This is a genomic window from Nitrospira moscoviensis, from assembly GCF_001273775.1.
Classification (GTDB): Bacteria; Nitrospirota; Nitrospiria; order Nitrospirales; family Nitrospiraceae; genus Nitrospira_D; species Nitrospira_D moscoviensis.
In genome coordinates, this window is sequence record NZ_CP011801.1 from 968,103 (window position 1) to 994,573 (window position 26,471).

At 61.3% G+C, this 26,471-nt stretch carries 23 protein-coding genes; 14 read left to right on the plus strand and 9 right to left on the minus strand.

Annotation, left to right across the window (positions count from 1 at the left end):
• The first annotated feature begins 447 nt into the window (after positions 1-447).
• From NITMOv2_RS24890 to NITMOv2_RS04780, 4 genes are all read left to right on the plus strand, one after another.
• Positions 448-699: a bacterial transcriptional activator domain-containing protein gene (locus NITMOv2_RS24890; protein WP_420799890.1), complete on the plus strand. Its 252-nt coding sequence runs from the start codon at positions 448-450 to the stop codon at positions 697-699.
• A gap of 194 nt (positions 700-893) precedes the next feature.
• Complete coding sequence (locus NITMOv2_RS04765) at positions 894-3,944, plus strand: AfsR/SARP family transcriptional regulator (RefSeq protein ID WP_053378801.1); 3,051 nt, start codon at positions 894-896, stop codon at positions 3,942-3,944.
• 556 nt (positions 3,945-4,500) lie between these two features.
• Positions 4,501-5,862, plus strand: coding sequence for a class I SAM-dependent methyltransferase (locus NITMOv2_RS04775; RefSeq protein ID WP_053378803.1), 1,362 nt, complete (start codon positions 4,501-4,503; stop codon positions 5,860-5,862).
• Between the two features lie 282 nt (positions 5,863-6,144).
• Complete coding sequence (locus NITMOv2_RS04780) at positions 6,145-6,360, plus strand: HEAT repeat domain-containing protein (protein ID WP_053378804.1); 216 nt, start codon at positions 6,145-6,147, stop codon at positions 6,358-6,360.
• A 211-nt stretch (positions 6,361-6,571) separates the two neighbouring features.
• Here the strand turns inward: NITMOv2_RS04780 and NITMOv2_RS04785 are convergent, their stop codons facing one another.
• From NITMOv2_RS04785 to NITMOv2_RS04795, 3 genes are read right to left on the minus strand one after another with little or no spacing between them, the layout of a single operon-like run.
• Positions 6,572-7,780, minus strand: coding sequence for a metal-dependent hydrolase family protein (locus NITMOv2_RS04785; protein WP_053378805.1), 1,209 nt, complete (start codon positions 7,778-7,780; stop codon positions 6,572-6,574).
• 3 nt (positions 7,781-7,783) lie between these two features.
• Positions 7,784-8,377: a Tll0287-like domain-containing protein gene (locus NITMOv2_RS04790; protein ID WP_053378806.1), complete on the minus strand. Its 594-nt coding sequence runs from the start codon at positions 8,375-8,377 to the stop codon at positions 7,784-7,786.
• Positions 8,377-9,573, minus strand: coding sequence for a pyridoxal-phosphate-dependent aminotransferase family protein (locus NITMOv2_RS04795; RefSeq protein ID WP_053378807.1), 1,197 nt, complete (start codon positions 9,571-9,573; stop codon positions 8,377-8,379). Before NITMOv2_RS04795 ends, NITMOv2_RS04790 begins: the two co-directional genes overlap by 1 nt.
• 130 nt (positions 9,574-9,703) lie before the next feature.
• Here NITMOv2_RS04795 and NITMOv2_RS04800 point away from each other — a divergent pair, with 130 nt between their 5' ends.
• Positions 9,704-11,227, plus strand: coding sequence for a CPBP family intramembrane glutamic endopeptidase (locus tag NITMOv2_RS04800; RefSeq protein WP_053378808.1), 1,524 nt, complete (start codon positions 9,704-9,706; stop codon positions 11,225-11,227).
• A 144-nt stretch (positions 11,228-11,371) separates the two neighbouring features.
• Here NITMOv2_RS04800 and NITMOv2_RS04805 read toward each other — a convergent pair whose 3' ends face one another.
• Entirely contained in the window at positions 11,372-12,154 is a 783-nt protein-coding gene (locus tag NITMOv2_RS04805) for a Rossmann-fold NAD(P)-binding domain-containing protein (protein WP_053378809.1), read from the minus strand.
• Between the two features lie 152 nt (positions 12,155-12,306).
• On the opposite strand from NITMOv2_RS04805, the gene NITMOv2_RS22455 reads away from it, so the two are divergent.
• Together NITMOv2_RS22455 and NITMOv2_RS04810 are read left to right on the plus strand one after the other, a co-directional pair.
• Positions 12,307-13,446, plus strand: a complete 1,140-nt coding sequence (locus NITMOv2_RS22455) for a lactonase family protein (RefSeq protein ID WP_083447748.1) — start codon at positions 12,307-12,309, stop codon at positions 13,444-13,446.
• A gap of 59 nt (positions 13,447-13,505) precedes the next feature.
• Positions 13,506-17,861: a DEAD/DEAH box helicase gene (locus NITMOv2_RS04810; protein WP_053378810.1), complete on the plus strand. Its 4,356-nt coding sequence runs from the start codon at positions 13,506-13,508 to the stop codon at positions 17,859-17,861.
• A 40-nt stretch (positions 17,862-17,901) separates the two neighbouring features.
• On the opposite strand, the gene NITMOv2_RS04815 is transcribed toward NITMOv2_RS04810, so the two are convergent.
• The gene (locus tag NITMOv2_RS04815; RefSeq protein ID WP_053378811.1) at positions 17,902-18,747 is read right to left on the minus strand and encodes a universal stress protein; all 846 of its coding nucleotides are present in this window, start codon (positions 18,745-18,747) and stop codon (positions 17,902-17,904) included.
• A gap of 10 nt (positions 18,748-18,757) precedes the next feature.
• Entirely contained in the window at positions 18,758-19,162 is a 405-nt protein-coding gene (locus NITMOv2_RS04820) for a DUF3015 family protein (protein WP_053378812.1), read from the minus strand.
• 138 nt (positions 19,163-19,300) lie between these two features.
• Between NITMOv2_RS04820 and NITMOv2_RS04825 the strand changes: the two genes are divergently transcribed.
• Positions 19,301-20,257 carry a hypothetical protein gene (locus tag NITMOv2_RS04825; protein WP_053378813.1) on the plus strand — a complete coding sequence of 319 codons (957 nt, stop codon included), beginning with the start codon at positions 19,301-19,303 and terminating at the stop codon, positions 20,255-20,257.
• Positions 20,258-20,336: 79 nt separating this feature from the next.
• Here NITMOv2_RS04825 and NITMOv2_RS22460 read toward each other — a convergent pair whose 3' ends face one another.
• Positions 20,337-22,565, minus strand: coding sequence for a DUF2330 domain-containing protein (locus tag NITMOv2_RS22460; RefSeq protein ID WP_083447750.1), 2,229 nt, complete (start codon positions 22,563-22,565; stop codon positions 20,337-20,339).
• A gap of 204 nt (positions 22,566-22,769) precedes the next feature.
• Between NITMOv2_RS22460 and NITMOv2_RS04835 the strand changes: the two genes are divergently transcribed.
• The 5 genes from NITMOv2_RS04835 (at position 22,770) to NITMOv2_RS04855 (ending at position 24,853) form a co-directional block, all read left to right on the plus strand.
• The gene (locus NITMOv2_RS04835; RefSeq protein ID WP_053378814.1) at positions 22,770-22,997 is read left to right on the plus strand and encodes an addiction module protein; all 228 of its coding nucleotides are present in this window, start codon (positions 22,770-22,772) and stop codon (positions 22,995-22,997) included.
• Positions 22,994-23,386: an addiction module antidote protein gene (locus NITMOv2_RS24195; RefSeq protein WP_202967315.1), complete on the plus strand. Its 393-nt coding sequence runs from the start codon at positions 22,994-22,996 to the stop codon at positions 23,384-23,386. The genes NITMOv2_RS04835 and NITMOv2_RS24195 overlap by 4 nt, the downstream gene beginning before the upstream one ends.
• A 280-nt stretch (positions 23,387-23,666) precedes the next feature.
• Positions 23,667-23,900, plus strand: a complete 234-nt coding sequence (locus NITMOv2_RS04845; RefSeq protein ID WP_053378815.1) for a hypothetical protein — start codon at positions 23,667-23,669, stop codon at positions 23,898-23,900.
• Positions 23,897-24,334: a type II toxin-antitoxin system VapC family toxin gene (locus NITMOv2_RS04850; RefSeq protein ID WP_053378816.1), complete on the plus strand. Its 438-nt coding sequence runs from the start codon at positions 23,897-23,899 to the stop codon at positions 24,332-24,334. The genes NITMOv2_RS04845 and NITMOv2_RS04850 overlap by 4 nt, the downstream gene beginning before the upstream one ends.
• Positions 24,335-24,484: 150 nt before the next feature.
• Positions 24,485-24,853, plus strand: a complete 369-nt coding sequence (locus NITMOv2_RS04855; RefSeq protein WP_053378817.1) for a hypothetical protein — start codon at positions 24,485-24,487, stop codon at positions 24,851-24,853.
• 326 nt (positions 24,854-25,179) lie between these two features.
• Here the strand turns inward: NITMOv2_RS04855 and NITMOv2_RS24895 are convergent, their stop codons facing one another.
• Complete coding sequence (locus NITMOv2_RS24895) at positions 25,180-25,410, minus strand: HepT-like ribonuclease domain-containing protein (RefSeq protein ID WP_083447751.1); 231 nt, start codon at positions 25,408-25,410, stop codon at positions 25,180-25,182.
• A 24-nt stretch (positions 25,411-25,434) separates the two neighbouring features.
• Positions 25,435-25,854, minus strand: a complete 420-nt coding sequence (gene mntA, locus NITMOv2_RS04865; RefSeq protein WP_053381991.1) for a type VII toxin-antitoxin system MntA family adenylyltransferase antitoxin — start codon at positions 25,852-25,854, stop codon at positions 25,435-25,437.
• A gap of 266 nt (positions 25,855-26,120) precedes the next feature.
• Between mntA and NITMOv2_RS04870 the strand changes: the two genes are divergently transcribed.
• On the plus strand, positions 26,121-26,465 hold the full coding sequence (locus NITMOv2_RS04870) for an HPF/RaiA family ribosome-associated protein (protein ID WP_053378819.1): 345 nt from the start codon (positions 26,121-26,123) through the stop codon (positions 26,463-26,465).
• The last annotated feature ends 6 nt before the right edge of the window (positions 26,466-26,471 follow it).

The window sequence follows — 26,471 nt, forward strand, 5'->3', positions numbered from 1 at the left end:
CAACGGACGTATTGAGGTTTCTACGGCCATCGTGGGATGATGGATGCCGTCCGCCGAGTCGCAATAGGTGGAGGCGCCAGTGCCACGCACCTTGCTTGCGAAGAAGCGTCCCGCCTCTCTGGCCAAGCTCAGTCCTCCGCGTCTTCCAGCCATTGTCGGGCGCACCTGCCTCTACCGGTTGCTTGATCGTGCTCGCCGGCGTCCCGTCGTGTGGATCGCCGCCCCGCCGGGCTTCGGCATGTCGATGCGCTGTGGCCTGATGCGGATGGGGACATTGGCCAAGAGACGTTTAACAAAACGCTCCAGCGGCTGCGGCGGTTGTTGGTGCACGAACAGGTCGTGCAGGTCCGAGACGGCAAGGTTTCGCTCAATCCGTCGCTCTGCTGGGTTGACGCCGTAGCCTTCGAGAGGCTTCTCAGCTCCGACGGAGCGGATAGCCGCCGACCGATGTCTGACACCGCATGGGTCTCGCCATGGGAACGTGCGATGGCACTTTACCGCGGGCCATTCCTGGTCGAGGAAGACGGCGCAGGATGGGCGAAATTACGGCGGGAGCGCCTGCATAATCGGGTTGTAGAGGTCGGGCAACGGCTCATAGACCATTGGAGCCGCACAGGCGATGCGATAAAAGCTCAAGGAGTTCGTCGATGGATTCATGCGGTAACACTGGAATCATTCGATGTCCGATCGCCGAGATAATGTGGCCGGCATGTGCCTGAGGAGCCCTCGACTAAACCGCCATGAGCCATTCTCGAAGTGCTCCAATCGGGAAACTCTCTCCACCGCGCTTGCCCGCGATCGTCGAGCGGTCGCGCCTCTACCGGCTGCTGGATCGAGCGCGGAAACGGCCGGTCGTCTGGATCAATGCGCCTCCTGGATTTGGGAAAACGACAGTGGTCGCCGGGTATCTGCGGGCGCGCAAACTTCGTCCGCTGTGGTACCAAATGGACGAGGGGGACCGGGATCTGGCCACCTTCTTCCACTATATGGGCCTGGCTGCGCGGCACGCTGCGCCTCGATATCGGCGACCGCTTCCCCATTTGACTCCCGAATATCTACAGGGACTGCCAACCTTCACTCGGCGCTTTTTTGAAGAATTGTCTCAACGGCTGCGTACCGCCAGCCTGCTGGTGTTGGACAACTATCAGGAAGTGTCTCCGGACGCGCTCTTTCATGAGATGGTGGCGCTCGGCGTGGAGGCGGCATCGGCAGGGATTGGCGTGATGATTATGAGTCGCGAGCTTCCTCCGCCGGCATTCGCGCGGTTGCAGGCGGCTCAGATCATCAGCTTTATCGACGAAGAAGATCTCCGGCTGACGAAAACGGAAGCAAGGGCCGTCGTGCGGCTCCATACGGGATCAAACAAACTTCCTAGACTCGCACAGATCGACACGTTGCAGAACAAGTTCCACGGCTGGGTGGCGGGTTTTGTGCTCATATTGGAGCAGGTCAAAACAGTCAGGGCAGACCAGATAGCGGCAGACCAACAGACGCCCCAAGTGATCTTCGATTACTTGGCGCGTGAGGTCATGCGGCGGCTCAGTCCCGAGACGCAGAGGTTCTTATTGCGCACGGCCTTTCTGCCAAACATGACGGCGGCCATGGCGACGCGACTGTCTGAAGAAGCGTCGGCCGGTGACATGTTGGCCAGGCTGTATCAATCCCGCTCTTTTACTGAACGGCGTGCGGGAGTCGAGTCCCTCTACCAATACCACCCCTTGTTCCGAGAGTTCTTGCGCGCTCAGGCACGAGCGGTTCTGCGTCCAGATCAAGTGGCGGATATCCAGCGGGCTGCGGCCTCTCTCTTGGAAGAAGCTGAGCGAGTTGAGGACGCTGTGGCGTTGTACGCCGAGGCCGGCCAGATCCAGGAGATCGTTCGATTGGTGATGGCGCGAGGTCCGGAATTACTTCAACAAGGACGCAGCCAAACGTTGGAAAGTTGGCTCACACAAGTGCCGGCAGGCTTGTATGAGCAAGAACCTTGGCTTTTCTATTGGCTGGCCTCTTGCCGCCTGGTGACGGCTCCGCTTGAAAGCGAAGCCATTTTTGAAAAAGCCTTCGAGCGATTCAAGGCTCAAGACAATATGGCCGGCATGCTGCTGTCGTGGGCCGGAATTATTTCGTCTATCCAATTCTCGTGGATCGATCTCAGCCGGTTCGATCGCTGGATCGACATCATGCTGAAAATGGTCCAGCCCGGTGCGGCCTTTCCTTCAACGGAGATCGACATTCAGTTTACGTTTTGCATGGTGAATGCCCTCATGTGGAGACGTCCGTACGCCTCAGTTGTGGTACCGTGGATTGATCGCGCGAAAAACCTGCTTGAAGGAGTGCCAGGCATCGAAACGTATTCGCCTCTCGTCGCGCAGATGTCCAACTTCTGCGCATGGCTTGGAGATCTCGATGCCGCCGACAAATATGCAAAAATTCTGAAATCCGCCGCTGAATGTGAGACCAACTTACCATTGATGCGCCTCACCTATTATGCGAATACCACGCCGTTGGCCTGGCTTCGGGGACATCCCAAGGAAACGTTACGACTTGTCCAGGAGGGCTTGGCGATCTCGGAGAAAACCGGCGTGTATGTCTTTGACAGTGCTCTTTTGGCTGCGGGTTTTTACGGTTCGTTATTTCTGAATGAGCTGTCGTCCGCCGAACACTACCTCAAACGAAGTGCCTGCTTAGTCGAACATCCCGCCCATGTCATGCGCGCCAACTTTCTTCTTATGCAAGCGTGGATGCTGCGCATCAAAGGAGATCTGTCAAAGGCGTGGGGGCTCCTTCAGGCTGGGCTGGAAGTAAGGGGGTTACACGGGAGTCCCTATCCTGAAGCGCTCCTCAGTTGCGCGGCTGCTGAATTATTGCACGGACTCGGAGAGGAGGAACGGGCGGACCAGTACCTTAGCCATGCCCTGCGTATCGCGAAGGGCATGGGAAGTCGCGTCCTCCAGTTCATGGGGAATCTCTTCCAGTCTCAGTTCGCATTCGATCGGGATCGCCGAGAGGAGGCTCTATCGGCCTTACGGGAAGCGCTTGCCGTTGGCAAACAAAGCGGGTTCAGCTTCTTTGCCTGGTTTGTACCGGAGAACGTGGCCCGGCTCTGTGCCAAGGCGTTGGAGGCCGAGATCGAGACGGAGTACGTGCAAGAGCTGATTCGGATAACTCGGTTGGCACCAACGGAAGAATCTGTCTGGCTGCCGGAAGCCTGGCCTTGGCCGGTCAAGATTTACACACTCGGCCGCTTTGAGATTCACTTGGATGGGATACCGTTGGCTCCGAGAAGGAAAGCGCCCTATCGAGTGCTTCATCTGCTGAAATTGCTTATTGCATTAGGGGCCAAGGATGTCTCGATTTCACGGCTTGTCGATACCCTCTGGCCCGAGGCGGAGGGGGACACGGGGCAGGAGACGTTCAGCAAAACCGTCCAGCGATTGCGTCGGCTGTTGGCGTCTGAACAGGTGATTCAAGTCCGAGACGGAAAGGTCTCGCTGAACCGCGCTTTGTGCTGGACGGATGTCCTGGTTTTTGAAGAGCTCGCCAAAGAAACCGCCTTGAGCCGAGGGCAGCTCGACGGTCTAGTGCCACTCTACGAACGGCTGATCGAGCTTTATCGGGGTCCCTTTTTAGGAGAGGACGAAGTGGAAGGATGGGCGGATGACCGCCGGCGAGCCGCGCGCGAGCGATTTATACAGGCGGTAGACGGCCTCAGTGCCTCTTACCGGGAGGCAGGCCAGGCGGAACAGGCGCTGAGCTGCCTGGAGAAGGCGCTGGATGTGGATCCATTCGCTGAACTGCTGTATGGGCGTCTGATTCAGCTATTTCAATCTCTTAGCCGACCGGCGGAGGCGAAATCCGTATGGGTTCGGTACCGGAGACACGTCGTCGAGCGCGCCGGACGCGATCCCTCCGAAGCTATGCAACGTCTTGCCAAAACCCTCGTGTAACCCCCAGCCCAGTCGGTCTTTCCAAGAGAGAGGCGCGAGAATTTCCTGCCCACTTTGGTCAATATGTCCCCGTATCTGTCCGCCGCCTTATGCTGAAATAGCCGCACTTGGAAAGTAGTGTGAGCGGCAAAGCGATGGTCGTCTTCTGGTGCAAAATGGGCCTGTTGATGACGGTAGCACTGATGGTCCCGACATCTGTGCCTATCGCGGATGACCTGCGATCTCCTGTGGTGCCGGAATTGGCTCTCGGGTCTCACCCCACCGACAAACTTGAGCAGGAACTACGACTCATACAGGAAGAGCAAAGTGTCCCTCCGCCCGACTGATTCATTCTCTTGTTGGTCGCCCGTGTTGAAGCGAAGCCCATCTGAAATACGGGCATTTCGCTGTATGTGTCCTGCTATGTGTCCTCTCCTATGTGCTATCAGAGAACCTGGAGTGTAGTACCGAAAGAGAGTGCGAACGGCGGTAAGCCATGTTGGACCAGTGTGAGCAAGAACGGCGACCTGTGCAGCCAAGAGTCGGACAAACTGAAGAGAAACGGTATGGAGCAGAGATGCTGTCTGTTCCGTTTGAAGAATTCTATAAACCGCTCAGTGATATCCCCAGCCCCGAAGACCTGGCGCTGACGCGCCACAACCGCAGCCCCGAGTTGCTCACCGCTCGCTTACGCGAGCTCGTGCCGTTGTTGCGGATGCTGGAGTTCAGCTTGGTCTCCGTCTCGGATAGAGAAACCGTCGGAGTGGTGCCATTGCTGGCCTCCACCATGAATCAGAACGGCACTCACCAGTCCAGTGTCTTCTACATCATGTCGGACTACATCGCCGGGACGGCAGTCTATGCAGCTTTGGCGGGTACCTACGCCATCGGTCTGCACGATCGCGGACCGGGCCAACCTGTGCAGCTCTGGTTGAAAGCGAATGCGGTCAAACATCTTAAGCCTGGCACGGGTCTGATTCGAGGTCGAGCGGAACTGGTAGAAAAGCAGGTCAGCGAATTGAGAAGCAGACTGCTCGAAAAGGGCCGGTGTGAAGTGCAAATGCATGTCGATATCTTTCAGGGGGACGAATTGATAGCCATCGCAGAGCCGCTGATCGGAGTGTACGAGTACAATCCGCGGTTCATCGAAACCAAACTGGACATCTTCCAGCGGGAGAACATCAAGCTTTCTGCGAAACTCATCGCCGCTTTACGTGACGACGAGACGTCACGGCGTCTGGCGGGCGAACAGGGACGAGTCCTTGCCCAGCGTTTTGGAGAGATCAGCCCGCAACTGCGTACCTGTGTGGAGACCCGCAGCATGCATTTGGAGCAACACCTGGCGTCGAGACGCATGCAGTATCGACAGGTGGTCGTCATCGGTATCGGGCTCGATACCCGTGCCTGTCGGCATGCGTCTCAAACGCAGCGGTGGTTTGGTGTGGATGTCCGCCAAATGTGTTCCTATCGAACCGAGCAATTCGCGTCGCTCGGCGGCGACACGTCGTGTCTGACCCTCGTCCCGTGTGACGTGCGCTCCCCTCAATGGGGCTCTGCGCTGCAAGCGGCGGGCTTCGATCGGCACTTACCGACGCTCTTTATCGTCGAAGGCTTATCTATGTACCTGACAGGTCCCGATCTGGCCAACTTGTTTCAGACCGTCCGGATGCTTGTTCAGCACTCAGACAGTCGAATCTGGATCGATCATGTGACCCCGGACTTCTACAGGCTCGACAGCCAGGAAGTAAAAGATTTTCTCAACAACATCGGCAGGCTCGGGGAACCCTTTATTACCGGCTTCACCCGCGCCGAGGCCTTCACCCGGGATTGGGAGACTGTGGCGCAACACACATCGGCCGACATCTTGGCCGAGGATATCCCTATGCATCCGGTCTATGCGAATCACATGCTTTCATTAGTGGCTCCCAAAATGGAGTGAGGCATGCGGCTTTGTCACTGGTCTTGCTTCGACAGAACTTTGGAGGGTTATCCCCGGCCCGGCCGCCGAAGCGCATACAATCGAGGCACTCCAGTTCTCCTGCTCTTCGTGGGACTGCTATTCGCGCATGGATCCGGCGGCACGGGCAATTCCGCGGTGCTCACCGCGGCGGCGAATAGTCCAGGACCTAAGGGGCATGTTCCCACGCTCGTAGCAAGCGGCGCGCCTCTTGCCTCTCCCAATTCCCCTCAGCACAACGATCATCCGGATGAAAGCCGCCTTGTGCTGGACTGGATGGCTCAGGCGCTCGCCTCGCCGGATGTTCAAGTTCGGCTCAATGCGCTGGAGACGTGGGCGCGCGAAGGAGAAAGGAGTGCGGTCGATCCGTTGATGCTGGCCTTGAACGATCCGGACACGCGGGTGCGTGAGCGAGCGATGCAGTTGATCGAGCAGGATTGGCTGGCCGAGCAGGCCTTATTATCCAACGCAGCCCGTTGATCCCGAATTGTTGGTTCTTATCTCTTGCTCCCGGCACCCCGGCTGCTCCTGTTCTCTTCGGGCAAAGCGGGTCCGGCAGGTCCGTGACATTGACGTGGACGTACAACTGGGCTGGGCTCGCCAGCACAGCGAACGGATACGAGCTGCAGGAACCGACCGTCTGGGCGACGACCGGTTTTACCGTTCTTCCCCGCAGAACACTATGGAAGGATTACAACAACACCAGCGGTCCAGCCACGAATCGCCCCGCCTGCATCACACCCATGATCCGGCTTCGGTCGCGGAGCACCTCGATGCGGCGGAGGGGGTTGCCTTCGATGACGAGGAGGTCGGCCTGCATGCCTTTTTTCAGCGTGCCGACGGACTCGTGAATGCCGACGAGTCGGGCGGCGGCCCAGGTGGAAGCCACGATGGCTTCCATCGGCGCCATGCCGAGCGCGACCATTCGTTCGAGCTCTTGCGCGTTCTCTCCGTGATAATTGAACGGCGTGCCGGCGTCGGTGCCCATCGCGATCAGGAGGCCGCTGCGAAGGGCCTTCTTGAAGCTGGCTTGATGGCGCTTGGTTATCGACTTGGCCTTGTCCAAGGCGCTCTCCGGGATGCCGCAGCCCGGCCGTCCCGCGGCGGTGGTGGCGAGCGCCGACAGCGTCGGCACCATGTAGACGGCGCGGCGTTTCATCAATTCGCCCGCCTCGTCATCGAGCAGCGTCGCATGTTCGATGGAGTGGACGCCGGCCTGAATGGCGTTCTTCATGCCCGATGCCCCGTGCGCATGGGCCGCCACTTTTTTCTGTGCCCGGCGAGCCGCCTCGACGGCCGCGGACAGTTCTTCCAACGTCATCTGCGCCTGATCCGGCGACGTGCCGGGCGTGAGCACGCCGCCGGACGCGATCACCTTGATGACGCCGGCGCCGGCGGCGACTTGCGCCTCCACCGCCTGGCGGACTTTCTCCGGCCCCTCCACTTCCTGCCCGATGAACCGCGCATGTCCGCCGATCATGCAGATCGCCAGCCCTGCGCCGACGATGCGGGGGCCCGGCAGGATGCCGGCGTCGATGGCCCGCTGCAGCGTGAAGATCGAATGATCCCGGGACCCCACGTCGCGCACGGTGGTGATGCCGGCTTCGAGGGTCGCCTTCGCGTGGGCGGCGGATTTCAGGAGCGTGTAGGAGGGGCCTTCAGATTCCACGGCGGCGACGACATCCGGTTCGGCGCCCAGGCAGAGATGCACGTGGCAATCGATCAAGCCGGGCAGGACCGTCAAGCCGCGTCCGTCGATGCGTTTGGAGCCCTTCGGAATCGCCACCTCACGGCTCGGCCCGGCGGCGGCGACGGTGGTCCCTCGGATCAGCAGGGTGGCCGGTTCGAGGACAGCTCCGGTCCCGTCGATGAGACGGACATGGTGAATCGCGATGACCACGGGCTATTCTCCGACGGGAAAGGTGATGATGATGCCGCCCATCACGTCGTTCAGCTTGAAATCCCGGCGGGGGCTGTTCGGGTGGGCATTGTGGCAGTCGACGCAGGCCTGCGAGACGGCCCGGTCGGCATAGACGGCTTGGAACATGCGGACGCCGTTCTTCTTGATGTAACCGAAGTGCGGCTGCGACGGATCTTTCTCTACCGATGCCAGTCCCTGGCGTTCGAGGTCGGTATTGGCGCCGTTCCAGACGTAGATCGGGGTGAGGCTCGCCAAACGAAACGTGAAGTTTAAGTTCTTCAGCGAGACAAGGCGGCCGGATTCCATGAGGTATTGCGCCGGCAGCGGGACGCCCCGTTCATCCTTCCAATGTTCGTGCGCTTCGATCCCGTCCCGCTGCAGCTTGACGACGACGTTGTCCGTGTAATTGTTGCGGTTGGCTTCGAGAATGGCATGGACGAAGGCGGCCACTTTCTCGGCCGGCACCATGTCGGTCTTCATGTGATCGAGCATCGTCACTTTGAAGATCCAAAAGAAGACGACGCTGAGAAACGCGAAGGTGGCGGCCCCCAGCACGACCAGCAATGGGCGACTCATCAAACTCCGTCCTTTTCTAGTGGTGTGTGGCTATAGGCACGCGCGGCCGCTTGAAGCGCGACGCCGGGCGTCGAGAGCCAGCCGGACCGGATGCCGATTTCTTCCAGCGCGTTCAGGAGCGTCAGCACGTTGGCTTCGGTGGAGGACTCTCCCATGAGTCCGATGCGCCAGACTTTGCCTTTGAGCGGCCCCAATCCGCCGCCGATCTCGATGCCGTACGCCTGCAGCAACTGAGCGCGGACCACCGCATCATCGATATGGGAGGGAACCGTCACACAGGTGAGCATCGGCAATTGCCGGCCGGCCGGCGGCAGCAGAGTGAATCCCAGGGCTGCGAGCCCGGCGACGAGCGCGGCGCTGTTCAGGCGATGGCGGGCAAAGCGGGCCGGCAGGCCCTCTTCCTCCACCAGGCGCAGCGCTTCACGCAACGCGTATACCATCGAGATCGGCGCGGTGTGGTGATAGGCGCGCGAGCCCTCCTCCCAATAGGCGGCGATGAGCGAGAAGTCCAGATACCAGCTCTGACAGGGCGTGCGGCGGCGGGTGATCGTCTCCAGCGCCCGCTCGCTCACTGTCACGGGCGCGAGCCCCGGCGGACAGCTCAAGCATTTCTGCGTACCGCTGTAACAGACGTCGATCCCCCAGGCGTCCACCTCCACCGGAATGCCGGCGAGCGACGTGACGGCGTCCACGATGAAGAGGGCATTATGCGTGCGGCAGAGCGCGCCGACGGCGTCGAGCGGCTGCCGGGCGCCTGTGGAGGTTTCCGCATGCACCAGCGCGACGGCCTTGACCGGCCCCGATCGGCTCAACGCCGCTTCGATGGCCGCCGTTTCGATGATCCGGCCCCATGGCGCTTCGACGCGGATCGCTTTGCCGCCGCAGCGTTCCACCACCGTCGCCAGCCTGGTGCCGAAGACGCCGTTGACGCCGACGACGACGGCATCGCCCGGCTCTACGACGTTCACGATCGCGGCCTCCATGCCGGCGGACCCTGTGCCGGAGAGGGCGATCGTAAAACGGTTGTTCGTGTGAAAGATCTCCCGCAACAGTGTCTGGATATCCGTCATGACCGTCAGAAAGGCCGGATCGAGATGGCCGAGCAGCGGAGTCGCCATCGCGCGGAGCACGCGAGGGTGCACCAGGCTGGGACCGGGCCCCAGCAGTAATCGGCGGGGTGGCAGGAATTCCTGCATGCGCGAAAGCCTCCTCAAAATCGGGAGGTTAGTATAAGCCAAATGCGAGGCCCGAGGCCAAGTGATAATCGCGGGCGAGGACCAGAGGCCGACAACCGCAGAGGCCTCCGATCTAGCTATTTCGAGGGGTATGGGGGCGAAATCCTGCATGGTATTATCCGTCGTCATGAATCTGGACGCCTCTCCGATCCGGCAGCCGCCGGGCATGTCCTCCTGCTTTCCGGCCAATGACCGAGCAGAACCGTTCTCCTCGCCGGCCTCGGTCATCGTCTCCGTCTTATCGGCGCTCGTGTTGTTGGCGTCTTTCGGCGCGATTGTCTGGTTCTCCGCCGCGCTTCCCAAGGTGCAGCGATTCGAAGATCCCGTCCGGGCCCTGGACCTGATGGTGAGCCGGACGATGGAGGCACAAGACGGCCTGCGCGAGGCTCCGGCATGGCAACAATGGGTGACGGAATGGTCGTCCGGGGGCAGCGACGCGGAACGGGCCCAAGCGATTCAGTGGTACAGGGAGCTGGTGGAGGAAACCGACGACCCACTCTCCCGGCTGCGCCTGGCGATCCTGCAAGGAGAGTCGGACCGGGCGCAGGACGCGCTCGCAGCCGCAGCGGCGTGGCGCACGAGGGCCGAGATCCAGCCCCTCTATGCGGACCTCATCGAAGCGGCCTATGGCGCGGCGGTATTGGACCGCGTTCATGAGGGCGAACTGCAGGCGGGGTTGGCCGAGTTGCTGCCTGCGGGGTGGTTTTACAATGCGCTCGCTGCGCGGCTGGCCCTGCGGGCCGGCGATCAAGCGCTCTTGGCCACCGTGGAGCAGCAGCGCGCGGAGCGGGGGGAACGGATCCAAACATGGTCGGGGAATGTGATGCTGGTCGAGTTGACCTGCCTCATGGTCGGCTCGGTGATGCTGTCGGGAATCGTGCGGCTCAGGCGGCAGCGGATCGATATCATGCGCCTGCACCGGCCCGGTGTGCCGCCTCCCTGGCCAGGCGGGATCGGCACGGCGGTGTTGCTGCGGGGCGGCGCGCTCGGCGCGGTGCTGACGGTGGCGTTTCTGTCATTCGCCCCGGCTGAGCATGTCTCGCTGCGCGCCCTGGCGATCCCCGTGGCGAATCTTCCCCTTCTAGGCCTCGCCTACATGTACTTGCTCAAGCCGGCCGGCTTGACGTTCCGTGAAGGCTTCGGCCTGTTCATCAGTCGGGCGGACTTCGGCAGGCTTGCCGGAATTGTCTTGGCCGCCGTGGCGGCGGGCCTGTGGGGCGAATGGGTGATGGGGCAGGCGGCCGAAACGTTCAATTTGACCAACCATTGGACGGAATGGTTCGATCCCGATTTGGTCTGGGGGCCGCCCTCCGTGCTCGCCTTCAGCCTCTTGGAATACGTCGTCTTGGCGCCGATCTTCGAGGAGCTCGCGTTTCGCGGGCTGCTCTATGCGATCCTCCGCCGCCGCCTCGGCTTTCTGCCCTCCGCGCTGCTCAGCGCCGGCATCTTTGCGCTGGCTCATGGCTACGGGTTGATCGGCTTCGTCAGTGTGCTGTGGAGCGGCTTGCTGTGGGCCTGGCTCTATGAACGGACCGGGAGCTTGATCCCCGGCATGATCGCGCATGCGACGAACAATCTGTTGGTATGCTTGGCCGTGATGGCGCTGCTGAGATAGTAGGCTTGTGAAAACGGTCCCAAACTTCGTTCTCGGCTCGCCAAAATCCTCAACGTGCCCCGGAGGGTACGCCTGCGGTTTTGGCTTACCTGCGGCCTCGTTGGATGACCGTTTTGACAAGCCTGGAGGTTTTGAACCACGCTGTTACAGGCCAAGTAACTCTTTGAAAAGATCGGGATGCTGGATGGTGTAGCCGAGCTGCTCCGTGAGCTTGGAAATGGAGATGCGTTTGCCGGTTTCTCTGACGTCGGGTGCCGCGATAAGAGAGAGCTCGCAATGCGCTCGGCTCCAGTCGAAAATCTCATTCCATGTCCGTGGGCTGCCGTCGCTGACGTTGTAAGTTTCGCCCGGGATTCCTCGTTCCAGCGTAGCGAGGCAGATGGCGGCGAGATCTTCTACATGAATCAAGTTCACGTATTTGCGGGATGGACGGACACGGCCGGTTTTGAGCCACGTAACAGGATTGCGACCGGGTCCATAGATGCCGGCCACGCGCAGGATGATGGCGCCGCAGTGCAGTCGCAAGAATTCCTCGCCGCGCACACGGGGTTTCGTCAGATCGACCGGCGCCGTTTCGTCGATCCACGGCGGAGGATAGTCAGTCGAACGACCGACATCGTAAGCCGACGTACTGCCAAGGACGCCGATGCGCCGGGAAGAAGGATTTGCAGCGGCAGCGAACTGCTGCACCGCCTCCGGCGGCGTGGCAGGAAAGCACCAGAGGAGATCCGCGCGTTCGGGAATGTTCCGCCAGGTGTCCGGTTGCGCGAGGTCGAATTGGAGACGCTGGTCCGGAGCAACAGTGGGAAGGTTTTTCGCCGGCTCACGACTGGTGGCAAAAACCTGCACGTAGCGGCGAGAGGCAAGGGGAAAGACAACGCGCGCGGTATACCCGGCACCCAGAATGACCAGCGTATCGTGTTCCACTATGCAAGCTCCGACTGAAATGGACGACAGTGTGCCAGCCACGGTTCGAAGATGTCTATGCAAATCACGCGCTTTCCATTGGCACATGTTTTTCATGGTGCTATAAGTTGAGCGACCGACTCTCCTGCGGAACACGAACCAGAGGACCAACAATGAGCACACGATTTCTATCTTGGTTGGCACTGCCGCTGCTGATGCTGCTCACCGGGTGTCCGAGTGATGGAGGGGGAGGCGGGGGAGTTGGTGAAGGTACGGTTGCGCCGCCGGTCCTTTACACGGCGAATGATGGGTCTAATAACATTTCTGGCTTTACAGTTGGGACTGGGGGTGTTTTAACTCCAACCACTCCAGCGAGTTTTTCCACAGCTGGAACGAGTACGGAATGGATTGCTGTATCTCCTAATGGGCAGTTCCTCTATGCGTCGAATCAAGGCCCGGGAACTGTATCCGGATATACCATTAATTCCACCACTGGCGTTCTCACTGCTATGACTCCGGCGACCGTTACTACTGGCGTTGGATCTTCGCCAAGAGGAATTACTGTTACGCCAAACGGTCAGTTTTTATATGTGGCAAATAGCGTGACAAATACAGTGGCTGGTTTTTCCATTGGAGCTGGTGGTGTATTGTCACCGACCGCTCAAGGAACAATCGGGACTAGTGGTACTTTGGCAAGAGGTATTGCAGTTTCGCCTAATGGGCTGCTCCTTTACGTCGCAAATGCCGGGAGTAACAATATTTCGGGGTTTGCGATTGGTGCAGGCGGTACATTGACAGCTACCAGCCCGGCTACATTTTCTACGGGGGTTGGATCAAGTCCCGAAGGAATTGCGATATCTCCTAATGGTTCATTTCTGTATGTTGCAAGTAGCGGAACGGACCAAATAGCTGCCTTTACGATTGGAGCTGGCGGGGTGTTAGCGCCCGCCACCACACCAACCTTCTCTACAGGCCTTGTAGGATCAAGCCCTCAGCGTATTATAATTTCGCCAAACGGTTTCTTCCTCTATGTAACGAACGTCGGTATGAATGAGATAGCCGGCTTCACGATCGGCGCGGGCGGCCTTCTCACGCCGACAACTCCAGCGGCCTTTCCAACTGGTGCAACATCGGCGCCCGTCGGGATCACTGTGAATACGACTGGTCAATTTGTATATGTCGCCAATAGTGGGACAAACGAAGTAGCGGGATTCAGCATTGGAACAGGAGGAGTGTTGTCGCAAACTACGCCTGCCACTTTTTCAACCGGAGCCAATATTCCAGTTGGCATTGCCACTCCAGGCCGGCCATAAAAACTTCTTCCAACCCTACCAATAGAGCCTTCTCCATCGGCGTGGTAGAATCCCACGCCATGCCGCTTTCCCGGTTCCACCCCCTCATTGCAAACTGGTTTCACTCCCGCGTCGGTGAACCGACGGACGTCCAGCAGCAGGCTTGGCCGGTGATTCAGTCGGGCGTCGATGCCTTGATCGCGGCCCCGACCGGGTCGGGCAAGACGCTCGCGGCCTTTCTGTCGTGCATCGACAGTCTCTTCCAGCAAGCCCTTGCGCGCGAGCTCGACGATGTGACCCAGGTGCTCTACGTCTCGCCGCTCAAGGCCTTGAGCAACGATGTGCAGAAGAATTTGCAGAAGCCGCTGGCGGAGATCGGCCAGGCGGCGCTGCAGGCCGGGTTGCTCATGCCGGAGCTGCGCGTGCTGGTCCGGACCGGCGACACGCCGATGGCGGATCGCCAGCAGATGCTCAAGCGGCCGCCGCACATTCTCGTCACCACGCCGGAATCGCTGTTCATCCTCCTCACCGCGGAGAAGAGCCGCCGCATGTTGCAGACGGTGCGGACGGTGATCGTCGACGAAATCCATGCGCTGGCGCCGAACAAGCGCGGGGCTCATTTGGCCTTGTCGTTGGAACGATTGGAGGCGCTGACGCTGCGGAATCCGCAGCGGATCGGCTTGTCCGCGACGCAGCGGCCGATCGAGCTCGTGGCGCAATTCTTGGTCGGCGCCCCCTCACCCACCCCTCTCCCTCCAGGGGAGAGGGGATGCACCATCATCGACGTGGGCCACCGGCGCGAGTTGGATCTCGCGATCGAAGTGCCGAAAGATGAGCTGAGCGCCGTTGCGACGAACGCGATCTGGGCGGATGTCTACGATCGCGTGGCCGAATTGGTCCGGGAACATCGATCGACCTTGGTGTTCGTGAATACGCGGCGTCTGGCCGAGCGGGTGGCGCACTATCTCGAAGACCGGCTTCAAGACTTGGGTCCCGATGTCGTGGCCGCGCATCATGGCAGCCTGTCGCGCCACATTCGTCTGTCGGCGGAGGAGCGGCTCAAGAGCGGCAAGACGCGGGTGGTGATCGCGACGGCGTCGTTGGAATTGGGCATCGACGTGGGGACGGTGGATCTCGTCTGCCAGATCGGCTCCCCCCGCGCGATTGCGACCGCGCTGCAGCGGATCGGCCGGGCGGGCCATTGGATCACGGCGATTCCGAAAGGCCGGCTCTTCGCGATGACGCGGGATGAGCTGCTGGAATGCGCGGCCTTGGTCCGCGCCATTCGCGCCGGCACGCTGGATCGCATCGACGTGCCGATTGCCCCGCTCGATATTCTGGCGCAGCAAATCGTGGCGGCGTCGGCGACCCAGAGCTGGACCGAAGACGAGCTGTTCGCTCTCTGCCGCCGGGCCTATCCGTATCGCAATCTGGCACGGGCGGATTTCGATCACGTCGTGCGGATGTTGGCGGACGGTATTGCGACCAATCGCGGGCGCGGCCATGCCTACCTGTTTCACGATCGGATCAATCATCGCCTGAAAGGCCGGCGTGGCGCCCGGCTGGCGGCGATTACGTCGGGGGGCGCCATCCCGGATACGGCGAACTATGCCGTGATCGCCGAGCCGGACGGCACGGTGGTCGGGTCGGTGGATGAAGATTTCGCCGTCGAGAGCTTGGCCGGCGACATCATGCTGCTGGGCAATACGTCGTGGCGCATCAAGGGCATCGAAGCCGGGAAAGTCCGCGTCGAAGACGCGCAGGGCGCGCCGCCTAATATTCCATTTTGGCGCGGCGAGGCGCCGTCTCGGACCGCCGAGTTGTCGGCAGAGGTGTCGTCGTTGCGGGGGGAGATCGCGGATCGGCTTTCAATCTCGGCCATCAACCATCAGCCGTCAGCTATCAGCTCGGAGTCTTTACCCATCACCCATCACGCATCACTCATCACTTGGCTGAAGCAGGAATGCGCGCTGGATCGGCGGGGCGCCGAGCAGGTGATAGCTTACGTGGCCGCAGGGATGGCAGTGCTCGGGACGGTGCCCGCGCAGCGCCGCATCGTCGCCGAGCGGTTCTTCGACGAGAGCGGCGGGATGCAGTTGGTCCTGCACGCGCCGTTCGGCGGCCGGATCAATCGCGCCTGGGGGCTCGCGCTGCGCAAGCGATTTTGCGTGACGTTCGACTTCGAGTTGCAGGCGGCCGCGACCGACAACGGCCTCGTCATCTCCCTCGGGGAGAAGCACAGTTTCCCGCTCGATTCCGTCTTCGGCTACCTCCATGCTGCGACCGTGCGGGAGGTGCTGATCCAAGCCGTCCTGCTGGCCCCGATGTTCTCGACGCGGTGGCGGTGGAACGCCTCCCGATCTCTGGCCCTGCTCCGATTCGCCAACGGCAAGAAAGTCCCGCCGCAGATTCAACGCATGCGTTCCGAAGATCTCTTGGCCGCCGTCTTTCCCGACGCGATTGCCTGCCAGGAGAATCTCACCGGCGCGCGGGCGGCGCGGCAGATCCCAGAGCATCCGTTGGTGCAGGAGACGCTGCGGGATTGCCTGACAGAGGCGATGGATATCGACGGGCTCACGGCCGTGTTGCGCGCCATCGAGCAAAAAGAGATCGAATGTGTCGCCGTGGATACGCCGGTGCCGTCGCCGTTCTCGCACGAGATTCTCAACGCGAATCCCTATGCCTTTCTCGATGACGCTCCGCTGGAAGAGCGCCGTGCGCGAGCCGTGGAAATGCGGCGGACGTTGCCCCCTGACTTGCAGGGGCAGGTCGGCGCCTTGGATCCTGCGGCGATCGAAGAAGTGGAGCGCGAAGCCTGGCCGGTCGTGCGCGATGCGGACGAGCTGCACGACGCCTTATTGACGCTGGTGTGGGTGCCGGTGGAGCAGGCGGAAGCATGGGCGGCGTTTCTGCCGCGCTTGATCGAAGAGGGGCGCGCAGCGGAAATCGAGGGGAGAGGACATGCTGAGGGGAGAAAAGCGAGAGGATTGGTCACGGCGGAGAATCGGGATCGCATTGAAAAACTGTTCGCGAGCGGTGACGACGCGACGATGGATGCCATCGTGCAAGGCTGGATGGAAAGCATCGGACCCACGACGGTGGAGCAGTTGGCTGCGCGGCTGCACTTGCCCGCAGATCGGATCAATGCCGCGATGCTGCGGCTGGAGGCGCAAGGGCAGGTGCTTCGCGGTCGCTTCACGCTTCACGCGTCACGCTTCACGAACGACGAGACGGAATGGTGCCATCGCCGCCTGCTGGTCCGCATCCATCGCCTCACGATCGGGGCGCTGCGGAAAGAAATCGAGCCGGTCACGGCAGCGGAGTTCATGTCGTTCCTGCTACGCTGGCAGCATGCGGCGCCGGGAGCCCGGCTGCACGGCGAAGCGGGATTGGCCGAGGTGATCGGGCAGCTCGCGGGATTCGAGGCGGCGGCGTCCGCGTGGGAGCCGCATCTGTTGCGGACGCGTCTGGCGAAGTATGAGCCGGCCTGGCTCGATCGGCTCTGCCTCAGCGGAGCGGTGGCATGGGGACGATTGTCCACGCCGGTACGGTCGACTGGAATCGGAGAGGAGACCGCCCGCCGCATCGTTCCGACAAGCGCCGCGCCGGTGAGCCTCTTTCCCCGCGAAGCGGCCGAATGGCTGATCACCGCCGCCGACGGCACGATCCCGACTTGGCTCAGCGGCGTCGCGCAGCGTGTACTCCAGTGCTTGCGGCAGCGAGGCGCCAGTTTCTTTAGCGAGATCACAAGGGAGACGGGCCGTCTGGCGGCGGAAGTCGAACAGGGTCTGTGGGAATTGGTGGCGGCCGGGCTTGTAACGGCCGATGGGTTCGATAATCTACGCGCGTTGTTCGATCCGCATCGGCGGCGCGCGGAAGGGCGGGATCGCTTTCGGAGCCCCCGCCACGCCGGCGGACGCTGGTCGCTGCTCAGAAACGCCGTCAGCCCTCCGCCCTCAGCTGTCGGTCCCCAATCGCCGGACGCATCACGCATCACCCATCACTCATCACGTTCGATTGAGCCGCTTGCCCGCCAGCTCCTGCGCCGTTACGGTGTGGTGTTCCGGGATGTGCTCGGCCGGGAGTCCTCATCGATCGCCTGGCGGGATCTGTTGATGCAGTACCGGCGGATGGAGCTGCAAGGCGAGGTGCGCGGCGGGCGCTTCGTGTCGGGATTCGTAGGCGAGCAGTTCGCCTTGCCCGACGCGCTGGAATCGCTCCGCGCGTTCCGCAAAACCGGATTCAACCTCCCGCAGGAGGTCAAGCTCTCGGCGGTCGATCCGTTGAATCTCGCCGGGGTGATCCTGCCCGGCCCCCGCATTCCGGCGGTGCCGACGAATTTCCTCGTGATCAAAGACGGGGTCGTTGTTCGCACCGTGATCGGACGTGCGCGGGAAATTCGGGAATTGGGATTGGCGAAGGCAGAGTCGGTTTAGCTGGTACGAAAAACCCCTGTACTTGTCGAAGGGCCTGCTGTTACACCGGCAGCGCCAGCAGCGGACACCGCGCCCCCCGCAGCACCCGTTCCATCGTGCTGCCTTTGAGCATATCCGATATGGATTGATGCCCCTCGGTGGTCATCACGATCAAGTCGACGTCGAAGTCGGCGCCCATCCCCAGGATCACATCCACGACATTTCCCCGGCATGTCAGCGTATGCCACAGCCACCCGTTGCGCGACGGATAGCGGATGGTGTGTAACGTGGCATCATCGCCGACGTGCATGAGGATGCCGGTGAAATTGTCGCAGCCCAATGCGGCCGCCAGCTGCGCCGCCGTTTCGACGGCCGGCTGGGGGGTGGGTTGTGCGCTGACGGGGATCAGGACCCGCCGGAGCCTCGGTTGACCGCTCTCCTTCACCACAAACCCTTCGACGTGCGTGGGGACAAACAGCGTGGCGGTCCGGCTGCTGCGGGCGACCGGCTCCGCAACCAACCGGTGTTGCCAGCGCGCGAGCCCTTCGTATTGGTGCGTGGCCATGACCAGGAGATCGGCCGGATGTTCGGCGAGATAGGCCAGAAAGGCGTCTGCTGGACTGGCGGCGGTGGCGCGCGCCTTCTTGATGGTCAGTCCCAACTGCGCCACGTGGGCTTTCGTGCTGTTCGCCGGCAGGAGACCCCATTGCTCCAGAATCGGCCGGATGCGCGGAAAGTCTTCGAAGTCGGACCGTGGGACCGCCGGATCGATATGCATCATGGACAACTGCCCGTTGGCGAGGACGGCGAGCTTCAGCGCGTGGATGAGGGCCGTGTGGCTGTCGGCGGAGAAATCCGTGGGATGAAAGATCGTGCGAAAGGGAAACCCGCTCGCCCTCATCTGCATCTGATCTCTCTCAGCGAAGGAAGGGGTGCGCCGTCTCCCGCAGGGTCGCAAGGACGCGGTGCGGCGTCTCCCACGCTCCGGGGTCCGCTTCAGCATGACGCCTTTGGACCGCGGAAAAAAACCCGGGCTGCCGATCATCCGGCACGCCCAGAAGCCGGCTCACGGATCCAAGATACTCGCCCTGGCCGGCGGCCAAGTCCTGGAGCAGATCGGCTTGGTTCACGGACACAAAGGCGACCGCTTGGAACTCGGGACGGATCAGGCCCTCTTCGGTGAACCAACTGCGCGCCGACGACGTGGTGCCGGTCATGTTGGAGGTCGTGTCGGTGGTCTGATTCAGCGTGGCCTTAATCGAACAGCCCATCGCCTGCAACAGCAGCACGGCGAGAGCCATGTTCCGGAGAGTGAGTCGCATAGGACGCCTCCTTGGCTGGCGATCGTTCCGACGGACCGGGTGGCCCAACTATAGCACTAAGTCGGCTCAAGTTCAGCCGCCGTGATGCCGATAGGCATCATAGCGAAACTCATTAGAGCTGGTACCTTGGAGACTCCTATGCCGGTCGCATCCTTACGTCCATTCGATCCCGCGCAGTTGATTCATGCACCGTCGACGGCCGGCGTTCCCGCCCGGCGACTGGATACTCATATCGGCGCAATCGCGGTGTCTCATGAGCTGGCCGGACAACTGTCCGTCACGACGGCCGAAGGCGACAGGGTGACGCTGAGCGCGCAACTGGCCGAAAGCCTGCGAGCCGTGAGCTATTCGGGACAGGCCCGTCAAGAGGGGGCCTCGGTCGAGGTTGATGCCTATCAGGCGGAATACTCGTTCAGCCGCACGCTCGGGCTCAGCGTCGAGGGGGATCTGAACGATGAGGAAATTCGGGATTTGAGCAAACTGTTCAGAAAAGTCGCCGGCATCTTCAAGAAGCTCTTCAATGGCCAGGATGACGCCGCGCTCGCCAAGACGGCCAAGCTCGCCGACCGGTTCGAGCACTTGTCCAGTCTCGCCAGCCTGGATCTCGACGTGGAGGTCGAGCGCTCCGTCACCGTGATGGCGGCTCGGCTCACCGCCACCGGCGGGGGCGCAGCGACGCCGGCAGCTCCAAGTGAGTCATTCGAAACCCCGGGTGTGGCGCCTTCGACGACGGCGGCGATCCCGCCGTCGCCAACCGGTACCGCGGCGCCCACCCGACAGTCAGAAACCGGCACCGAGGTCGGCATCCGAGGCGGCCTGCGGCTCGCCGTACCGGCCGCCGAGGAACACCGGAAGTCGCTGGTCGATCGCGTGCTGGACGCCGTGCACGAGTCCAAAGTCGAAGGGCGTAAGTTGCGCAAGTATCTTCCCCGGCTGCTCGACCGCGTCCGAGAGGAGTTGGAACAGGGGCGCACCCGCCGGGACAGCCGGGAATCCGCGCCGGGTGCGGAAGCGGCCGTTCCATCCCACTCGGCGTTGTTCGTCGCCTCTCAATCCTACCGGCAGACCTCGGTCACCCTGTCGATCCGCTCATGAACAACACACGTCAGCCGCAGGGCTGGCGTCAGGTCCGACGACGGCGAGGCGGCTTGCGCCGCCTCGCCGTGCCGTTGTGCTAGTCGGCCCACAGGCGCTGATACCACTTCTTCTCTTCGGCGACCGGCAAGGCGGTGAGGTGCATCCGCTTGCGGATGTCGTCGATGTTCCAGCCGGTCAAATGCGCCAGCGTCTGCGCTTCCTTCTCATAACGTTCACGCAGCTGTTGCCGGTACGCGATCGCGGCGGGGCACTCGTCCTGTCCGGTCCATGGATGGCGGAGGATGTACCGTGCCTGGAAGTTCGACCGATCGGTGGTTTCTTGGAACAGCAGATCTTCCGGGAAATGCGCCTGGTCATAGCGCACGTGGAGGCGCGTCAGAAACACGTTGTGCGCCATCGGCAAGCCTTTGCCGATCCGACCCGCCGGCTCCTGCCAGAAGACCCCCAAGCTCCGGAGCTCCTCGGTGGACAGGGGATTCGCCGCGCAGGGATCGCACCAGGTCATGTCCCAGGCATATTCGAGGAAGACGCCGCGCTCGCTTTCCCGCTTCACTTGCTGCGTGAACAAGTCCCGGTAGAAATCGCCGAACTGGTCCTTGACGTACAGCGGAATCTCCTGCGCTTCCGGCAGGCGCACGGTTCGGTAGTTGGTCGTTTCCACGCGGCCCTGCTTCGTCAGGAAGTAGATAAAGAGTTCCTGCGCGCCGTCGGCATTCACCGTGCCGAGCCGGATCGGCAGCATGAACTTGGGCGACTCAAACACGATCTGCAGCGGGCGCAAGTGGGTGAGGCCCAGTTTGGCTTGCTCGCCGAGATTGACCTTCGCCACGAAGAACTTCATCCCCTGTTTCAGATAGCTCTTGAGGACGGAGGAAGCGCCGGTGGGAATCCGATAGCCGTTCTCCGTGAGCCAGGTTTCCAAGCCCGCGCTCTCCTTCGCGGAGAGGATCAGGATGTCGTATTCGCCCACCGTGTACTGGGCTTCGATCGTCACGCCGAGGGCCTTGCCCCGTTCACGCGCCGCGGCCGAGGCCGGCAACCGGTCCTGCAGCGCGCCCAGCTTCTGCTCTTCGAATTGGTACCGCAGGCAGGGATTCTGATCGAAATACTCCACCAGGCGCGGGGCGCTGTAGTCGGCCAGATGCCGCAAGACCGCCGCATCGCCGATGTGAATCTGATCCTTCTCCAAAACCGTCGGCACCGGCACGACCATCGCAAATTCTTTCACATCGCCTTTGAAGTCGTTCGCCATCGTGATGACGGTTTTGTCGTCATGGCGGACGATGGCGACTTCCGAGGCCTTGTTGAAGAGCTTCGTGTCGGCTTTCGCGACATAGAAGCCGCAAAACGCCGAGGCTGAACCGCTCCAGGCGAGCAGACCGGTCAGGAATGTGAGGACAAGCACAAGCGAGCGTGTCATGAGAACCTCCTTTGGTGATGGAACAACCACAGAAACCGGGATCGCGTCGGGAGTGCGCACGCTGATTGGGCCCCCCGAAGGGCGTGACCACTCGTAACGCGAACCGGGAACCAGGCGGTCGAGCAACGGAACGAACGGAGAGCAGGCAATCAAACCCCATAACGGTCCATTCGGACGAAACAGGCCGAACTGCATGTACAGCGCGGTCACGGTGACGCATAGCGCAAACACGATGCGCCCAGCGCGAGAATCCGGCGTTGTCTTGGGGTCCGAGATCATGAAAAAGGCAAAGATCAACAGCGCGCCGCTTTCGATCTGATGCAGCGGGATCGTGAGCGGATCGCCCAGCCACAGGGCCCGGGCGAGCAGCAGCCCGAGATAGAAGATCAGAAAGGCGAACGTCACGTCGGCCCGCGCCGCGCGGGTGACGACGAGCGAGCCGAGGCAGGCGATCAAAAACCCGAACCAGGCGACCTGCCCCCATTGCCCCGGCGAGATCCAGCCCAAACTGCCGGCGAGTATGGCGACGAGCGCCAGGTTGGTCGGATTGAAGAGATGTTTGCCGTTCCAGCGAAGCACGAATTTGCTGCCGATCGCGATGACGGCGGCAAGCGCCGCGACGGCAAGATCATTCGTCCGAAGCAGAAGGCAGAGCGATAGGCCCGAGATCAGCGCGCTCTTGGGATCGAAGGTGGGAACCTGGAAGTACCGTGTGCTGGCGTATTGAGTCAGGAGGGCGGCGCTGAGCGTGACGACAATTTGCCAGAGCGAAATGTCGAAATGGAGGAAGGCGAGACCATAGAGAATCAGGGCCGAGAGGCTGGCGATTTGGTAGAGCCGGGGATCGAGCGAAGAAAGCAGGGTCTTGAGTCGGTCGAACTTCATCCGGCACCTCGTGAGTAGCGTGGTGTGACGTCCCTGCACACGTTATGGCGCCAGGGGAAGAATCCTTTCATGGGGGTGAGGGTATTGGAGGCTTCTTTGATAAGGCCTACCGGGGCGAGTCGTTGACAGTTCGGTGAGCCTGCGCAAGAATCACAGGCCTATGAGCGGTTATCGTTGGAGGGAGGTTTCTAACAGGAGGATCAGATGTCCAATCTAGCCGAGGTTATCAAAGGCGCGATGAGCCTGGATGTTCGTGATCGGGCCATGCGCGCGGAAAAGCTTCTGGCCAGTCTAGAGGAGCTGAGCGAGGAGGAAGCGGAGCGTCTTTGGGCGGAGGAAGCACAACGGCGTCTGGAAGAGTATCGGGCGGGCCGGGCCAAGGGGGTGGAGGCGGGTGCCGTCCATGCCAAGGTGGATAAACTCTTTCGATGATGCCTCTGCGATATCATGAGGCGGCGGAAGAGGAATTGCTGAACGAGATTGGATACCTTGAATTACAGGCCAATGGGTTAGGGCGACGATTCTTCAGCGAGATTCGAAGAGCCGAAAGCCGCATTGCGCAATTTCCAGAATCATCCGAGGAGGTCATGAAAAAGACCACAACGACCCGTTATGACATCGCCGAGCATCTCCGAACGCCCGAAGACATGGTGGCGTATCTGGAAGCGTGCCTGGAAGAAGCCGGCGGCGACGCCGCGTTTATTGCCAAGGCTCTGGGTGATATTGCCCGGGCCAAAGGCATGGCGAAGATGGCACGTGATGCGGGCATGTCTTGCGAGAGCCTTTACAACTGTACGAAGAATGATCCCCGAACATCCTGAAGGTGGCCGGGGCATTAGGGCTCAAGCTGCACACCGAAAACTCAGTCGAGCGTCGCGTTCGTTCAGCTCCTCGTTCAGGCGGACGCGCAACAAAGGGACGAGCGGCCTGAAGTTGACGTCGTTCTGAAGACCCAAAAGTTCAAAATGATTCCCGATCCCTATGGTCGGAACGTGCCAGCACTTCATGTGATCTGCGTCCTGTCCCTGTAGATAGCCACCGGCCTTGACAGGCTGACCGGCGGCTGCCATTCTGTTGAATATTTCAACAATGGAGCGAGACATGGCGACGGTCAATTTCAGCGTGCCGGCTGATGTGAAGGAAGCCTTCGACAAAGAGTTCGCCCGTCAGAACAAGAGCGCGGTCTTGACCGAGTTGATGCGGCAAGCCGTGGAAGAGCGACGGCGCCGACAACGGCGAGCGAAGGCCGTTGAGAAATTGCTGGTGCTCCGTAAGCAAACGCGTCCCGTCACGGATCGAAGTATCCGGTCGGCGAGGAGACGGGGAAGGCCGTGACGACGGTGGTCCTCGACGCCAGCGTCGTCGTGAAATGGATCTTTGCAGACCGGGCCGAAGAATCCCATTCCCTTCAGGCGCTCCACATTCTCCGCGACATCCAGGAGTCTCGCGTCTCAGTGTTGCAACCGCCTCACTGGCTGGCCGAGGCGGCGGCGGTTATTGTGCGGCTGGACGATGAACGGGCTCGCCAAGCCGTCTTGCTCCTTCATGCCTTGGAGCTTCCCGTCGTCACCGGACCGGAGGTCTATCAAAAAGCGTGCGAACTGGCCGCGTCACACAACCAGCACCTATTCGACACGCTGTATCACGCGGTGGCCTTGACCGAACCGGGAGCCACGCTTGTGACGGCTGATGAGCAATATTATCGGAGGGTCTATAAGGCCGGCGGCATGATGCGGCTGAAAGACTATAGCTCGATCGACCTCGATTGAGGCGTTCTGCCGTTCGCGGTTCGAGGGCGCTTGTTCCCCTAGCAGTTGGTCATAGCCGTGCGCGAAGCCGAGAATCTTCTGTTGTCTTGCCAGTCTGTGCCGAGCGTGCAATCCTCAGTCATCTCAGCCCGTCCCATTTCTCGAACAGACATGAGCGACCGCAGTCCCGATTACGTGCCGGTTGTGGCATCCGCTCTGGGCGGATTCTTGGTATGCCTCGCCATTTCCATCGTTACGGGGCGCAAGGAAGCGTGGGATGCCGTCGCGTACTTTTCCATCGGCATCCCCATCATGTGCCTGCTCATCTTTGTCGTCGCCTTTCGCTATCCTCATCGGGCGTGGCGGTGGACGCTCTGGATGGCCGTCGGCCAGGCGGGCGCTATTTCGACGTCGGGCAACTCGTTATCGCTATGGCCCCTCGCCATCGTGGCGATGACGTTGGTGTCGATGCCACAGTTTGTGGCCGGGACGATTGCCAGTAAGCTGGCCCGAAAGCGCGCGGCGTTAGCGGTGAAGTAAGCCGGCGGGTCGATCTCGTGGATGGAAGTCACGCATGAATTTTGTGCTTGCCCTTCTGTTCTCTCCGCTACCACTGTTGATCGTGGGTTGGATCGTTTGCCGTCACGGTCCCATCCGGAATCGCTGGTGGCGCGGCGAGAACCCCATTGGGTTCGCGTTCTTTGTCGGCGCGATCACGTTTCTCCTCGGCTTCGTCGGTCCCATGATTGTGGTCCCCCAAGCCAATCAAGGTCCGTTGCTGGGCATCTTGTATACGGGTCCGATTGGGCTCGCTTTGGGGTTGCTGTGGGGACTTGCTCGCGCTCTGCGCCGGGGACAATGGCGTTCTACTTCGGCGGCTCAGTGACTACCAATGCCGACGTGATGATGGACAGGTCCTTTAAGAGAACGAAATTCTCAGCCATGGTGGTGGGAGGCTGAACTTCGGTGTCAGCGATGAGATGGGCGGCGAGATCGACAGAGAGTTGGACCGCACGTTGGAGGTTCAATGCAATGATGTCTTGCAAGTCCGGATCGCGTTGCAGCTGCTCGCTGGAGGCGGGCGTTTTGGCGGCGATGCGCTCGACGCATCGCCGGAGTGATTAGGTCCCGATCCATGCTTTTCTTCTGGCGGCGAGGATTCGTCGGTAGTATGGCATGAAATCCGCCTCTTCGTAGATCATTCGGCGGATGAGCTCGGCATAGTGAACCCGGTCCCTGCACAGGATCTTACGACCCTGCGTCAGGATTTGCTGGAGAAGAGGGCCATGCGTCAGATCCAGATCGATCAAATCGACCGGGCGACCCACGGCTACGGCCAGGTCGCCGATAAGATCCATCCGACCTTGCGAAGTGAGTGGAGTCGTGGCGGCGAACGCCACGTCGAGGTCGCTGTCTGTTCGACCGCGTCCTGCCGCGAGCGAGCCAAACAGGAAGGCCATCACGATGGACGGATGGCGGTTCAACACGCGTAAGATCTCTTGGTCGATATCGCTGCTGTGCGGGGATGCTGATCGAACCATGTCCCTGAGTATCACGAATGGCGTAAAGCTGCAAGAACGCGCCTGAGCATGCGGCGTGACCAGGGCGGCGCAGAGGCTTCTTCGGACAATCAGCGCCGGACCGGTCCTCTCCTGAGGACAACTTGTCCTCGACGTTGACGATCAATCCCTCCCACGTCATTCATGCGATACGTTCCCATGCAAAAGTCCGCAACAGCAAAGGATGCGGAGCGGCCGTCAGAGGCACGTGGCTTGCGTCGGTAGTTTCCGGTGGGGAGGAAACGGCCATGCAAATCTTGGTGAATACGGACAATCACATCGAAGGCTCCGAGGAGCTGACACGGCAGACGGAAGCGGTCGTGCGCCATGCGCTCGAACGGTTCAGCAGGCAGATCACGCGGGTGGAAGTGTTCTATACCGATGAAGACAGCGGGGCGCGCTCGACCGAACGGGACAAGCGGTGTCTGATCGAGGTCCACGCCGCCGGGCTCAAGCCGATCGCGGCCGGCGAGCGCGGCGCCACCGTGGAGCAGGCGCTGAATGCCGCGGCGGACACGGTCGAAGAAACGTTGGACCGAACGCTCGGCCGCTTGCACGATACCAAGCAGCGCCGTCCCGGCAAGGCGGCGTAGTGGGCG